Origin of the sequence: Pseudomonas sp. TNT3 (assembly GCF_010095445.2) — a bacterium.
GTDB lineage: Bacteria > Pseudomonadota > Gammaproteobacteria > Pseudomonadales > Pseudomonadaceae > Aquipseudomonas.
The window spans coordinates 607-14,400 of sequence record NZ_WFGV02000091.1; the positions used below are offsets into that span (position 1 = coordinate 607).

Here is a 13,794-nt window from a genome sequence, read left to right on the forward strand (position 1 = left end):
CCGCAATCGCGAGCAAGCTCACTCCCACAGTGGATCTTCAGTGGACACAAATTTGTGTACGACAGTTATCTACTGTAGGAGCCGAGCTTGCTCGCGATGGGGCCGTGTCAGGCAACATCGATGCTGGATGGGTCACCGCAATCGCGAGCAAGCTCACTCCCACAGTGGATCTTCAGTGGACACAAATTTGTGTACGACAGTTATCTACTGTAGGAGCCGAGCTTGCTCGCGATGGGGCCGTGTCAGGCAACATCGATGCTGGATGGACCACCGCGATCGCGAGCAAGCCCGCTCCCACAGTGGATCTTCAGTGGACACAAATTTGTGTACGACAGTGTTCTACTGTGGGAGCCGAGCCTGCTCGCGATGGCAATCTCACCGTCAACCCATCAACTTCGCCGTACCAAACAACCTGACCCCGCTCAGCTCCCCACCAAACTCTTCAAGCAAAATCGGCGCCGTGCCGCCCGGCATCACCACCTTCACTTCGCCAGCCGCCACCCAGCCCACCCGCCAGGCCGCACAGGCCACCACACTGGCGCTGGTGCCCGACGACGCCGTCGGCCCTTCCCCACGCTCAAACACCCGCGCAACGATCCGCCCTTCGGCCTCCCGCATTGCCCATTGCAGATTGATCCCCGCGGGACAGGGCTCACCGGCACCGGTTGGCATGGCATAGGCGATGCGGGTCAGTCCATCGGACAACGGCGCTTCACGCATTTGCTCATTGCTCGGCAGCGCCCTGGCATCGTCAACGAGGGTCACGCAATGCGGATTGCCCACTCGCACGAACTGGCTGCGGGACCATGCCGGATCAAGCGCCGACAGCGGTTGCACATGATTGAGTTCACGGCCGTTGAACATCACCTCGCCTGCCCCGTGAGCACTCACCGCCCCCGGCCCGAAGGACGGTTTGCCCAGGTCCAGCCAGAAGCCCTGAACGCCGGCGACCTGTGCGTTGCTCACCGACGTTTCACCCGGCGAAACCGTATCGGCCTTGTCGTGATGAACCCTGAGTAAACACGCCTCGTGTGCTGGAAAAAGCCCTTGATCGCTCAGCGCCTGGGAAAAAATCGTCAACCCATTGCCACTGCGCTCGGCCAGCGTGCCGTCGGTGTTGACGATCAGCACATCGAAGGGTGGGGCCGATTGAAACGGGCCGACCAGCAACCCGTCACAACGATGGTCCTTGCTGCCGGGCGGTTGCGTGCCCGGGGCCCAACCGCAGAATGCCTCGATGGCCGACAACGCCCAGTCCTCGCGACCGTGCGCGGCCTGCCCCGCATCGGCTGGCAAGTCGATGCCTTGCAGCCGAACGGCTTGCGGTGCCACCACCCCGTAGATATTGCCTCGTGCGTCGTAAAACGGCGTCATTGCGCTCCCCTGTATCAATCGTCGATGACCTCAACATATCGCGAAACAGGTGCGGGCTGTGCAAGGATGTCGTCCTGCCTGATCACACCCCCGGCGGACGCTCGCCGAACCCAACGGTCGAGTGACTGTCCCTTGGGGACGCAATGTTTTTTCCAAGGATTGATATGAGCAACCTCAACACCCCAGCCACCTTCGTTCCTGGACGCCTGGAACAAATGTCCACGCGCGTCGCTTTCTTCATCGCAGGTTTCGGCATCGCCGCCTGGGCGCCGTTGGTGCCGTACGCCAAGGCTCGCGCCGGGCTGGATGAAGGCACGCTCGGCCTGCTGCTGTTATGCCTGGGCGTGGGCTCGATTCTGGCGATGCCGCTGGCCGGGGTTCTGGCTTCGCGCTTCGGCTGTCGGCGAGTGACCATCGGCGGGACATTGTTGATCTGTGCAGCCCTGCCACTGTTGGCGACCGTGTCGTCGATACCGGGGCTGATCGCGGTGCTGTTCATGTTCGGTGCAGGCCTGGGCACGGTGGACTCGACCGTCAACCTGCAAGCGGTGATCGTCGAGCGGGCCAGTGGCAAAACCATGATGTCGGGTTTTCACGGGATGTTCAGCCTCGGCGGAATCGTCGGTGCGGCGGGTGTCAGCGCCTTGCTCGGCTTCGGGTTTACGCCATTGACGGCGATGCTGGTGGTGGCTGTGTTACTACTGGTCGCGCTGTGCAAGGCCGCGCCGCACATGCTGTCTTACGGCAGTGAACGCTCGGGGCCGGCGTTCGCCATTCCCCACGGTATCGTGCTGTTCATTGGCGGGATGTGCTTCATCGTATTCCTCGCCGAAGGCGCGGCGCTGGACTGGAGTGCGGTGTTCCTGGTGCAGGAACGCGGCATTGATGCGGCCTATGCGGGATTGGGTTACGCAGCATTTGCGTTGACCATGACCGTTGGACGTCTGACGGGCGACCGGATTGTCCGTCGTCTCGGCGCGACACGGGTGATGGTATTTGGAGGGCTGACGGCCGCTGCGGGCCTGTTTTTGGCCACGTTCGCACCGAACTGGGAATTTGCGCTGGTGGGCTATGTCCTGCTGGGGGCCGGCTGTTCGAACATCGTGCCGGTGCTGTTTACCGCCGTGGGCAAACAGACGGTCATGCCCGAAAGCCTCGCCATACCCGCCATTACCACCTTGGGTTACGCGGGAATTCTCGCGGGACCTGCGGTCATCGGGTTCATCGCCCATGGCAGCAGCCTGAGTTTTGCCTTCGGATTGATGGCGGTGCTGCTGGTGGCAGTGGCCATTGGCGGCAAGGTGTTGAAGGTTTAACAAGCACCGCAATCAATTGTGGCGAGGGAGTTTACTCCCGCTGGACTGCGCAGCAGGCGCATTTTGTTGGGGCCGCTGCGCGACCCAGCGGGAGCAAGCTCCCTCGCCACAGGGTTGTTATCGCTCTTTCGATTGCGATTAAAACCCGACACTGGCCTGCACAAAGAACGTCCGCGGTGCCCCCACATACATCCCCGCATTGTTATCGCTGGAACGAGTGAAGTACTGCTTGTCGAAGATGTTCTTCACCCCGGCACCGACTTTCAGGTTCGACAGCGTCGCCCCAAAGTCATAACCGCCGCGCACGTTCCAGGTGACGTAGCCCGGAATGTCACCGTACTGACCGTCCGCCGTGCCTTCGGTGATGTAGTTGCCGCTGAAGCTGCCATCGGCATTCACCGCAGTGCCCGGCGAGCGCTGTTTAGATTGGGCGAAGGCATCGACGTTGTACGTCCAGCGATCGACGTCATAGCGCAGGCCGGCGGTCGCCACCTGGCGCGAGTAGAACGGCAGGTCACGGCCCTTGAAGCCCGGGATCTCCCCTTCGTACACGGCGCGGGTATAGGTGAATCCGGCGTTGGCGCTCAGGCCTTCGAGCCGGGGATCCAGGGCAGCCATGTCGTAGTGCACCGAGGCCTCGAGGCCCTGGTGGGTCGTCGCCCCCAGGTTGGTCCAGCCCGCGTCATTGCTGATGTATTGCAGTTCCTTATCGAAGTCGATGTAGAACAGCGTCACCTCCCCGCCCCACACATCATCGTTGTAACGCGTGCCCACCTCGTAGGTCTTGGCCTTTTCCGGGTTCAGGCCGTTGGCCGTGTCGTCACCCGAACCGCCCTGGCCGAGCTGGAAATATTGCAGGCTGCCAAACGAGGTTTCGTAGTTGGCGAACAGCTTCCAGGCGTCGGACAGGTGATACATCACGCTCAAGGCTGGCAGAGGCTCGTTGCTTTCGATGCTGCGATTCTTCTCGGTCACCGGCCTGCCTGCGGTATCGAGCACCGGCCGATCGTGCCAGTCAGTGCTGATGTGCTCGAAGCGAATGCCCGGCGTCACGGTCCAGTTGCCGACGTCGATCTTGTTATCGACGTACACGGAGTTGGCTTCAGTGCCCCCCGTACGGTCTTGATAGACGTGCCCGTCGGCACCCGGACGCACCACCGGCTCATTGCTGCCGTTAAGCCCCAGACGACTCGCCGTCTCGTGCATGCCTTCCTTCAGGTAGCGATAACCGACACTGACTTCCTGAGTGGTCGGGCCGACGTCAAACACGTGGGACACGCGCGGCTCGATGCCGAAAGTGTAGTACGTGCGCGGGAACGAGCCGAGGGTCTGCTGATCGCGAGCGGCAATGTTGCTGCCCCGGAAGCTGTCGGAGTAATAGGTCAGCACTTCGGCCTGGGTGCGGTCGTCGATCTGCCGGGCCCATTTGAACGAGACGTCCTTGCGGCGCCCGCTGAAGTTGTCGTTGTTGCGGTCGGACTGAAACGGATCGGCGTCGTACTGCGCCTGGGTCAGGCCACCGGGCATGTCGGCGCTGGCGTCGTAGTAGTGAAAGTTGAGGCTGAAATCATCGACATCGGTGGGCGCCCAATGGGTCTTGAGGATCACGTCGTCGATGTCGTTACCGTTGTTGCGCTCGCGGTACCCGTTACCGTTGACGCCCGAATACAACAGCGCCACGCCGATGCCGTTGTCGGCCGTGCCGCCGACAAACGCCGTATCGATGTGCTTCCAGCCACCGTGCCGGGAGGTTTCCAGGGTGGTGCCGATTTCAGCGGAGGCTTTTTCCGGGATGGCGCGAGTCACGAAGTTGATCACGCCGCCCACGTTCTGCGGTCCATAACGCACGGAGCCCGCACCGCGCACCACATCGATGCTGTCGAGGTTACCGGAGGAAATAGGGGCCATGGACAATTGCGGCTGACCATAGGGCGCAAACGCGGCAGGCACGCCGTCAATCAGCACGGTGGAGCGAGGCGACAGCCGCGAGGTCAGGCCGCGCACGCCGACGTTCAGGGAAATATCGCTGCCGCCCGTGCCATTGGCGTCTTGCACTTGCACACCCGGCACACGCTTCAACACGTCGCCGACGGTCATCGCACCTTGCTCGACCATCGCTTCGCGGCGAATCACCGTCCGCGCACCCGGGTGGTTTTGCACCACGGCCGCATCGGCGTCACCGAGCCAGTCGCCGACCACCTTGATGTCGGTTACGCCCAGCTCCAGCGGTCCGTTGGCAGCGGAAGTCGGTGCCGGCGTCAGGGTCACCGAACCTTCATCGATCTGATACTCAAGGCCACTGCCCTGCAGCAACTGACGCAAGGCCTGCTCCGGCGAGAAGTTACCGTCCACGGCCGGCGCCTGTTTGCCGGCCACCAGTTCAGGACTGAAAAAAACCTGCAGCGACGTTTGCTGACCCAACTGACTCAAGGCCTGGCCCAAAGGCTGCGCCTGGATGTGAATAGCGTCGGCGGCGAATGCCTGGGGCAACGCCGAGCTGATGGCCAACGCGAGCGCAAGCCGCAGCCAGGAAGTTTTGTTGTTGTTAGCGATGGTTTTTTTCACGTCGAACGTTGTCCTGTGGATCGCAAGAGTGTGCGTTTGTTAATGCAAACCAGTTGCAGTTGGACAAGAAGACGAAGAACTCAAAAAAAACCTGAATCTATTTTGAAATTATTTCCTGACTGCCGTCATCGAGGGTGCGCACAGCCACCGGCAAAATGTTCGGCAAGGCCTTTAGCAAGGCGTCAGTGTTGTCGGATTTGAACACGCTGGTCAGGCGCAGATTGCCGACTTTTTCATTGCCGATCCTGAGGGGTTTCTCCCGGTAACGGGACACTTCGGCAGCGACTTCGCTCAGGCTCGCGTTGTTGAACACCAGCTTGCCGCTGCGCCAAGCTGTGAGCTCCGCGGGATTGACCGCATACGCCGCTGTGACAAAACCCTTGGCATCCACACGCGTCCCAGTCCCGGCAACGAGGCTGACGAACTCGTTATCGGCTGCGTCCCGCCCCTGAACCTTGACCGTGCCCTGCTCTACCACGACCCGGGTTTCAGCAGGGTCACGACGCACATCGAAACGGGTTCCGGTGACGGTGATTTTTCCGCTTCCAGACGCCACGACAAAAGGTCGGCGGGTGTCGTGTTCAACACTGAACATCGCCTCGCCTTCGCTCAGTTCGATGTGACGAAGGTCCTGTTCATAACGCACCTGAACCCGGCTGCGGCTGTTCAAGTCGATTACCGAGCCATCGGGCAATGCCACCTGCCGACGCTCACCCAGCGCCGTGGAGAACTCGGCGGTGTAGGGGCCCGAGGATTTCAAGCCACTGAACAAACCAAGCCCCAGCGCCACGGCCAACACACTGGCGGCCACGGCATAGCGCATCAAAGGACGACGCTTGCTGCGCGCTGGCGGGGCTTCGCACAAGGCCTGCAAACGCGCCGCCGGCACCAGGTCAGCGGCAGACCACAATCCCTGAAGCACCTGAAACTCATCGCGATGCTGCGGATGTTCCCCTAGCCAGACTTCAAAACGCTGGCGCTCTTCCACGTCCACGACCGGTTCCTGCAAACGCACAAACCACCGCGCCGCCTCATCGCGAACCGCTGTTTGCCCGCACGCGCAATCACGAGTATCCATCATGGAAGTTCCTGTCTGGCCGGGAATGGAAAGAGGCGACCGATCATGATTGCAACCCGTCCAGCCGATCGCGCAGATGCCGCAGGGTGCGGATCATATACTTTTCCACCATGTTCTTGGACAGGCCCAGGCGTTCGGCGATTTCGGCCTGGGTCAGGCCCTCGATCTTCTGCCAGACGAACACTTTGCGGCAATTGACTGGCAGTTCGGCGAGCGCCCGCTCGATGGAGTCAGCCAACTGGATCGCCTGCATGAAATGCTCCGGGTCGCCGGACGACGACACACTGTGATCGATCGCCTCCGACTCCATGGCGCACCGCCGATCCTCACGCCGATATCCATCCACCGCGATGTTGCGCGCGGTCTGGTGCAAGTACGCCCGAGGCTGCTCCACCGCCGCCGAATCGGACTCAAGCACCCGCACAAAGGTGTCGTGGGCAAGGTCCTCGGCCTGCTGACGATTTCTCAGGCGACGGGTCCAGGTGCCAACCAACTCTTCGTAATGCTCGAAAAAGCCATGTTTGCGAGGCAGCTTGGGGGTCATTGCGGCGCGCTGTGGAGAGGGGCGCGAATAGTAATGCTTCCTATTAAGCCGAAGCAATGGATTCCAGACCGGCGCTACCGAGCGTGCCTCAGCTGGATCCATACGTGAAAAGTTGATTTAGGCACGCAGCCAAAGGATTCTGGCAGGCATCCCAAACAAGCTCTGCACGGGCTGTAGCAAAGTGCACGTGTGCCTGTCACTTGGCTTGCCCATAGGAACCCCGCAAATGTTCACCACCGTCGCAGCACCCAACAGAAAACCGCGCACCCGGCTCGCGCTGGCCATTGCCTTGAGCCTGCTCGGCCTGCCCGGCTGGATCACTCAGGCCAATGCTCACGGCGGTCATGCCGAAATGGTGCCGCTGCAAGCAGGCCTTGAGGCATTCGGCGCGACGGTCAAATGGGACGATTACGCCAACCTGTTCGTGATCGCCAAGGACGGCGTCTACCTCAAGGTCAAGCCGGACAGCACAGTGGCGATGCTCAACGGCAAGCGCATGGAATTGACCGTGCCGGTGGTGTTCAAGGGCCAGACCGCCTACATGTCCAAGGACTTCATCAACCAGGTGTTCCAGTCCGGCCTGGACAAGACATTTGTGGTCGAGACCCGGCCTAACCCGCTCAACCCGTTAAGCGCCGACGAAATCAACCGTGCGGTGGACATCGTCAAACGCTCCGATCATTACAAAACCGGGTTTCGCTTCACCGAAGTGTCGATCCATGAGCCGCCCAAGGATCAGGTGTGGACGTTTGCCCTCACCGGCCAAACCGTCGCCCAGCCCCGTCAGGCCAACATCGTGGTGCTCGACGGCAAGCACGTGATCGAAGCGCTGATCGATCTCGACAGTCAGTCCATCCTGTCCTGGAAGCCGATCGAAGGCGCCCACGGCATGGTCTTGCTGGACGACTTCGGCACCGTGCAATCGGCCATCGAGGCCAGCCCTGAGTACGCCCAGGCGCTGGCCAAGCGCGGTATATCCGATGTGAAAAAGGTCGTGGCAACGCCCTTGACGGTCGGGTATTTCGACGGCAAGGACGGCTTGGCGCAGGACAAACGGTTGCTGAAAATCGTCAGCTACCTGAACACCGGTGATGGCAACTATTGGGCCCATCCGATCGAAGGGCTGGTGGCCATAGTCGACCTTGAACAGAAAAAACTGATCAAGATCGAAGACGGTGGCGTCATCCCTGTGCCGATGAAACCAACGCCTTATGACGGTCGCGGACGCAAGGGGGTTGCCGTCAAACCGCTGGAAATCACCGAGCCGGAAGGCAAGAACTACACGATCACTGGCAACAGCATTCACTGGCAAAACTGGGACTTCCACGTTCGCCTCGATTCGCGGGTCGGCCCGATCCTGTCCACCGTCACCTACGACGACAAGGGCAGGAAACGCAAAGTCATGTACGAAGGTTCGCTGGGCGGCATGATCGTGCCCTATGGCGATCCCGACGGCGGCTGGTATTTCAAGGCTTACCTGGACTCAGGCGATTACGGCATGGGCACCCTGACCTCGCCTATCGCCCGGGGCAAGGACGCACCGGCAAACGCCGTGCTGCTGGACGCCACCATCGCTGACTACACGGGCACGCCGACCGCGATTCCCCGCGCCATGGCGGTGTTCGAGCGCTACGCGGGCCCCGAGTACAAACACCAGGAAATGGGCCAGCCCAACCTCAGCACCGAACGGCGTGAACTGGTGGTGCGCTGGATCAGCACCGTCGGCAACTACGACTACATTTTCGATTGGGTTTTCCAGCAGAACGGCACCATCGGAATCGATGCCGGCGCCACCGGGATCGAAGCGGTCAAAGGCGTGAAATCCAACACCATGCGCGATGCGACCGCCAAGGAAGACACGCGCTACGGCACACTGCTGGATCACAACATTGTCGGCACCACCCACCAGCACATCTACAACTTTCGCCTGGACATGGACGTGGACGGCGAGAACAACTCGCTGGTGGAAGTGAACCCGGTGGTTGCCCCCAACGAACGCGGCGGACCGCGGACCAGTACGATGCAGACAGAACAACAGGTGGTCGGCACCGAACAGCAGGCGGCGCAGAAATTCGATCCCTCGACCGTTCGCCTACTGACCAACTTCAGCAAGGAAAACAAGGTCGGCAATCCAGTGTCCTACCAGTTGATTCCCTATGCCGGTGGTACGCACCCGGTGGCCAAGGGCGCCAACTTCGGCAAGGACGAATGGCTCTATCACCGCTTGAGTTTCATGGACAAACAACTGTGGGTGACACGCTACAACCCGGATGAGAAATACCCGGAAGGCAAGTACCCGAACCGCTCGGACAAAGACTCCGGCCTCGGCCAGTTCACCGACGATAACCAGCCCATCGAAAACACCGATAACGTGGTGTGGCTGACCACCGGCACCACCCACATCGCCCGGGCGGAAGAGTGGCCGATCATGCCGACGGAATGGGTGCACGTCCTGCTCAAGCCGTGGAATTTCTTCGATGAAACGCCGACGCTGAACCTGAACGTCCCTCAATAATCAACGCAAATCCCTGTAGGAGTGAGCCTGCTCGCGATAGCGGAGTGTCAGTCACCAATGATGTTGACTGACACTCCGCTATCGCGAGCAGGCTCACTCCTACAGGGGACCGCGTTTCAGGCGTGCTTCTTGCGGTACTCGCCCGGTGAGATACCGAAGCGTGATTTGAAGGCGGTGGAGAAGTAGCTCGAATCCGAAAACCCCCACGAATACCCCAACACCGACAACTTCTGCTCGGTCCGCGCCTGCCGCAAAGACTCGGCACACAAATCCAGACGCCGGTTCTTGATGTAACGCGCGACCACCAGGCCCTTCTTGGCAAACATTCGATACAGCCCGCGCGTGGACATGCCGACTTCCCGCGCCAGCCACTCGGGGCAGAGCTCTTCCGAGCGGATGTGCTGATCGATAAAACTCAGGGTCCTGCGAAAGGTGCGCTCGTGCGCGTCGCTGCCGTCATCTGACTGACTGATCGCCGGGCGCAGCAGGCTGACAATGGCCTCCAGCGTCGCTTCACTTTCCTGGCGGCTCAGGCATTTTTGCCGCGTGGCGTCGAGTACCAAGCGCTGGGACAGCATGGCGATGGGCGATGTCGCCGCGATCCGGTGACCGCATCGCACCTGATTGAAACGCAGCGTCTGCTCCACCAGTTGCGAGGGCAGGATCAGCGACAACTGACGGGAGTTTTCACTGTAGGTGAAGTCGCTGGGGCGCGACGCGTCGATCAGGGTGATGTCACCCGCCGAAAGCAACACCTTGTTGTCGCCCTGAGCCATGCCCGCCGAGCCGTCGAGCTGGAACACCGCAAAGTATTTGCCACCCTCGCCCGCCGCGACCTCCAGCGGCGTGCGATACAGCCGCGCCTGGCAGGCGTCGACAAAACTGAGCTTCAACGCGCCGTCCTGATGTTCCAGGATCTGGCCGGCAAACGCCTCGCCCAGGGGTTGAGCATTAAAGGCGCCACAGATCTGGTTGATCTGATGAATCCACTGATCAAATCCATCACGGCGCTGTGCAATTGAAGAAATCATGTCGGGCCTCACGCAGGCTTGTTTTTATTATCTACGCCAATCCCCTGGTCCTCCCTGACCGCAATGCGCTCGGGTAAAAACGGACTATTTCAGCCCGCCAAACCGTCGGTAGAAACTTTCACCCACATCGGGCAACGGCCCGTCAGCGGTTTCCAGCGCACTGTTCAGCCACTCCTCGGCCTTGGCGTAAATCAATCGATAAATGTTGCGGCACAACTGGCGGGCAGCGCGTCCTTCCCAGTCGCCGGGCAGCAATTCGTCCGGCAGCTGCGGGTCGCGCAACAGCAATTTGCGGTACTCGTGAATAAGCAGGACCCGTGCCAGGAAACAGTCGGCCGGTTGCAGGTTCTCCTGCTCGCGAAGCGCTTGCCAGAGCGGTCGGAACAGCTGGATGAACTCGCTGTAATGGGTCGCCAGTTCCTCGATGTTCCAGCTCTCGCGCACCTGCAAACGCAAGGCTTTGGAGGCCAGCACATCCTGGGCGGTCGTTTCGAAAACGATGGTCTCTTCCTGCGCGCCGAGTTCAAGCAGCGTCGCATTGAGGTCGGCCCGGTCACTGCGCGGGCAGGCCAGTACCGCTGGCGAGATCGCACCAAAACCTTGCCACTCCAGTTCTTCGCGCACTTGTTTGCGCTTGTCCTGGGTCAGTTGCGTGAGCATCACCAGGCTCCACGAACCGTCCCAGGCGGGCACGGTGGAGCTGTAAACCCGCTTGAACGCCTTGTCGAAACGCCGGCGACCGGCGCCGGTGAGGCTGTAGTAGCTGCGACGTCCGACTTTCTCGGCGGTCAGCCAGCCTTCTTTGGTCAGACGGAAAATAGAGGTGCGGATCAGCCGCTCGTTGATACCGATCGGTTCGAGCAACTGGATCAGGCTACCCAGCCAGACGGTCCCGCCATGGGGCTCGATGGCATCTCCGTACAACGTGATGATCAAGGAACTGGCGCGAATGGGCGTCTGTTCCTGGAAGCGGGTAATCAGGTGGTTCAAAGGTGTCAGGGACGACATGGGCGTACCGAGCTGAAAAAAGAAAAGGAATATACCGAATGTCTACCGGTTAATCGCGGATCCCTGCAGGAGCTACCGTGGCGAGGGGATTTATCCCCGTTGGACTGCGCAGCGGTCCCATTTTTGGGGCTGCTCCGCAACCCAACGGGGATAAATCCCCTCGCCACAGTGATCACGAAAGGCCGCTACCCTTGGGCCGCAGGCCACTGTCGCTGATACGCGGGCGATCGGGCTCCGGCTCGGTCAAGGGTTCGCAGACCTGCATCTGCTCGAGGCAACGCTGGGCCAGTTGCTGATACGCACGGGTACCGGCTTGTTTCCACGCCACTTCCTCATCGCTGAGACTGCGCTTGACGCTGGCCGGCGCGCCCATCACCAGTGATTGCTCCGGGCATTCGAACCCCGCTTTGACAAAGGCCGCCGCCGATACAAACGACCGCGCACCGATGAGCGCGTTGTCCATCACCACCGCATTCATGCCCACCAGTGCATCCGCACCAATCCGGCAACCATGCAGCACGGCGCCGTGACCGATATGACCATTGCGCTCGACCACCGTGTCACTGTCCGGAAAACCGTGCATCACGCAAGTGTCCTGCAGGTTGGCGCCCTCTTCCAGCACGATCCGGCCAAAGTCGCCCCGAAGGCTGGCCAGCGGTCCGACGTAGCAATGCGCACCGATGATCACGTCGCCAATCAGAACGGCCGACGGATGAACGTAGGCCGTGGGGTCAACCACCGGAGTCAAACCATCAAGGCTGTAGCAGGTCATGGGATTTCCTAATAAGCGAAAGCGATGCCGAAGTTGATTCATTTTGTATCACATCGCTTTTGACATCACAAAGACAAAAAACCGTATCACTTAATGAGTCCGCAACAGCTGCGGCGTATTACAGAAGAAAAACAGGTCGTTACGTCAATAAAACAGGGGGAAAACCCGCAACAAGCTTCTAATCAAACATCCGTTTCAAAAACCTGAGCACAACCAATAAGACACATTAATCAGTTTTTTCATTTGCATTTACGTATCACGTTGTAGGTATACTCCGGCAAAACCGGCCTCGCGCCGATCCAATAATGAGCCGGCATCACCGCCGAGCGTGCACCGTGAGGGCATCTGCCATGCCTCTAACACTTGCTGTCGAGTTCATCGAGCCGGGCGTTCGCCTGATCACCCTGCAGCGTCCGCAAGCGCTGAACGCCCTGACCACCGAATTGCTCGGTGAGCTGGCCGGCGAACTGGATGCCGCCCAGGCCGACGCAAACACCCGCGTCGTGGTCCTGACCGGCAGCCGCAAAGCCTTCGCGGCCGGCGCCGACATCAAGGAAATGGCCGAACGCAATCTGGTCGGCATCCTCGACGACCCACGCCAGGCTTCGTGGCAGACCATCACCCGCTTCAACAAACCCTTGATCGCCGCCGTTAACGGCTTCGCCCTGGGCGGCGGCTGCGAACTGGCGATGCACGCGGACATCATTGTTGCCGGGGAAGACGCCCGCTTCGGCCAGCCGGAAATCAATCTCGGGATCATGCCCGGCGCCGGTGGCACCCAACGCTTGCTGCGCGCGGTCGGCAAATCCATGGCGATGCAAATGGTCCTGACCGGCGAGGCGATCGACGCTCGCCAGGCCCAGCGCGCCGGCCTGGTGAGTGAAGTGACTCAACCGGAATTCACCGTCGAACGCGCCCTGCAGATTGCCCGCAGCATTGCAGGCAAGGCTCCGCTGGCGGTGCGCCTGGCCAAGGAATCCTTGCTCAAGGCCATGGACACCGACCTGGCCAGCGGCCTGCGCTTCGAACGCCATGCGTTCACCGTTCTGGCCGGCACCCGCGACCGTGACGAAGGTATTCGGGCGTTCCAGGAAAAGCGCACGCCGACCTTCACCGGCGAATAACCCGCCGCCCCCTCACCACCTTAAAAAGCAGCGAACGACTTCTCAGAGAGCGCCATGACCATGAACTTCGAACACATCCTGTTTTCCATCGAGGCCGGTGTCGCCCTGCTCAGCCTCAATCGTCCGGACCAGCTCAACAGCTTCAATACGCAGATGCATGGTGAGGTCAAGGAGGCTCTGAAGCAGGTGCGGCAGAACCCGGACGTGCGCGTCCTGCTGCTCACCGGTGAAGGCCGCGGCTTCTGTGCCGGGCAAGACCTCAGCGACCGCAACGTCGCGCCGGGCAGTGCCGTGCCGGATCTGGGTGAGTCCATCGAGAAGTTCTACAACCCGCTGATCCGCCAATTGCGCGACCTGCCGCTGCCGGTCATCTGCGCGGTCAATGGCGTTGCCGCCGGTGCCGGCGCCAACATCCCGCTGGCGTGCGATCTGGTGTTGGCGGCGCGTTCGGCAAGCTTCATTCAAGC

General features: G+C 60.8%; 11 protein-coding genes. 4 read left to right on the forward strand and 7 right to left on the reverse strand.

Going from position 1 to position 13,794, the window contains the following annotated elements; all coding sequences use genetic code 11:
* Positions 1-381: 381 nt before the first annotated feature.
* Positions 382-1,374: a diaminopimelate epimerase gene (locus GBC55_RS28480; protein ID WP_162440925.1), complete on the reverse strand. Its 993-nt coding sequence runs from the start codon at positions 1,372-1,374 to the stop codon at positions 382-384.
* 164 nt (positions 1,375-1,538) lie between these two features.
* On the opposite strand from GBC55_RS28480, the gene GBC55_RS28485 reads away from it, so the two are divergent.
* The gene (locus tag GBC55_RS28485; RefSeq protein WP_162440926.1) at positions 1,539-2,690 is read left to right on the forward strand and encodes an MFS transporter; all 1,152 of its coding nucleotides are present in this window, start codon (positions 1,539-1,541) and stop codon (positions 2,688-2,690) included.
* 138 nt (positions 2,691-2,828) lie between these two features.
* Here the strand turns inward: GBC55_RS28485 and GBC55_RS28490 are convergent, their stop codons facing one another.
* The 3 genes from GBC55_RS28490 to GBC55_RS28500 all read right to left on the reverse strand — a co-directional run bounded on the left by GBC55_RS28490 (position 2,829) and on the right by GBC55_RS28500 (position 6,877).
* A complete protein-coding gene (locus GBC55_RS28490) occupies positions 2,829-5,255 on the reverse strand; it encodes a TonB-dependent receptor (RefSeq protein ID WP_162440927.1) in 2,427 nt (808 codons plus the stop codon).
* A gap of 97 nt (positions 5,256-5,352) precedes the next feature.
* Entirely contained in the window at positions 5,353-6,336 is a 984-nt protein-coding gene (locus GBC55_RS28495; protein ID WP_162440928.1) for a FecR family protein, read from the reverse strand.
* 40 nt (positions 6,337-6,376) lie between these two features.
* Positions 6,377-6,877: a sigma-70 family RNA polymerase sigma factor gene (locus GBC55_RS28500; protein ID WP_162440929.1), complete on the reverse strand. Its 501-nt coding sequence runs from the start codon at positions 6,875-6,877 to the stop codon at positions 6,377-6,379.
* Between the two features lie 226 nt (positions 6,878-7,103).
* On the opposite strand from GBC55_RS28500, the gene tynA reads away from it, so the two are divergent.
* A complete protein-coding gene (gene tynA, locus GBC55_RS28505; RefSeq protein ID WP_162440930.1) occupies positions 7,104-9,392 on the forward strand; it encodes a primary-amine oxidase in 2,289 nt (762 codons plus the stop codon).
* Between the two features lie 116 nt (positions 9,393-9,508).
* Here tynA and feaR read toward each other — a convergent pair whose 3' ends face one another.
* From feaR to paaY, 3 genes are all read right to left on the reverse strand, one after another.
* A complete protein-coding gene (feaR, locus tag GBC55_RS28510) occupies positions 9,509-10,423 on the reverse strand; it encodes a transcriptional regulator FeaR (protein WP_162440931.1) in 915 nt (304 codons plus the stop codon).
* An 84-nt stretch (positions 10,424-10,507) separates the two neighbouring features.
* The gene (paaX, locus tag GBC55_RS28515) at positions 10,508-11,431 is read right to left on the reverse strand and encodes a phenylacetic acid degradation operon negative regulatory protein PaaX (protein ID WP_162440932.1); all 924 of its coding nucleotides are present in this window, start codon (positions 11,429-11,431) and stop codon (positions 10,508-10,510) included.
* A gap of 172 nt (positions 11,432-11,603) precedes the next feature.
* Positions 11,604-12,203 carry a phenylacetic acid degradation protein PaaY gene (paaY, locus tag GBC55_RS28520; protein WP_162440933.1) on the reverse strand — a complete coding sequence of 200 codons (600 nt, stop codon included), beginning with the start codon at positions 12,201-12,203 and terminating at the stop codon, positions 11,604-11,606.
* Between the two features lie 350 nt (positions 12,204-12,553).
* Here paaY and paaF point away from each other — a divergent pair, with 350 nt between their 5' ends.
* The gene (gene paaF / locus GBC55_RS28525; RefSeq protein WP_162440934.1) at positions 12,554-13,327 is read left to right on the forward strand and encodes a 2,3-dehydroadipyl-CoA hydratase PaaF; all 774 of its coding nucleotides are present in this window, start codon (positions 12,554-12,556) and stop codon (positions 13,325-13,327) included.
* A 60-nt stretch (positions 13,328-13,387) separates the two neighbouring features.
* The coding region (locus GBC55_RS28530) for an enoyl-CoA hydratase-related protein (protein ID WP_247267047.1) at positions 13,388-13,794 on the forward strand (407 nt) is incomplete at its 3' end.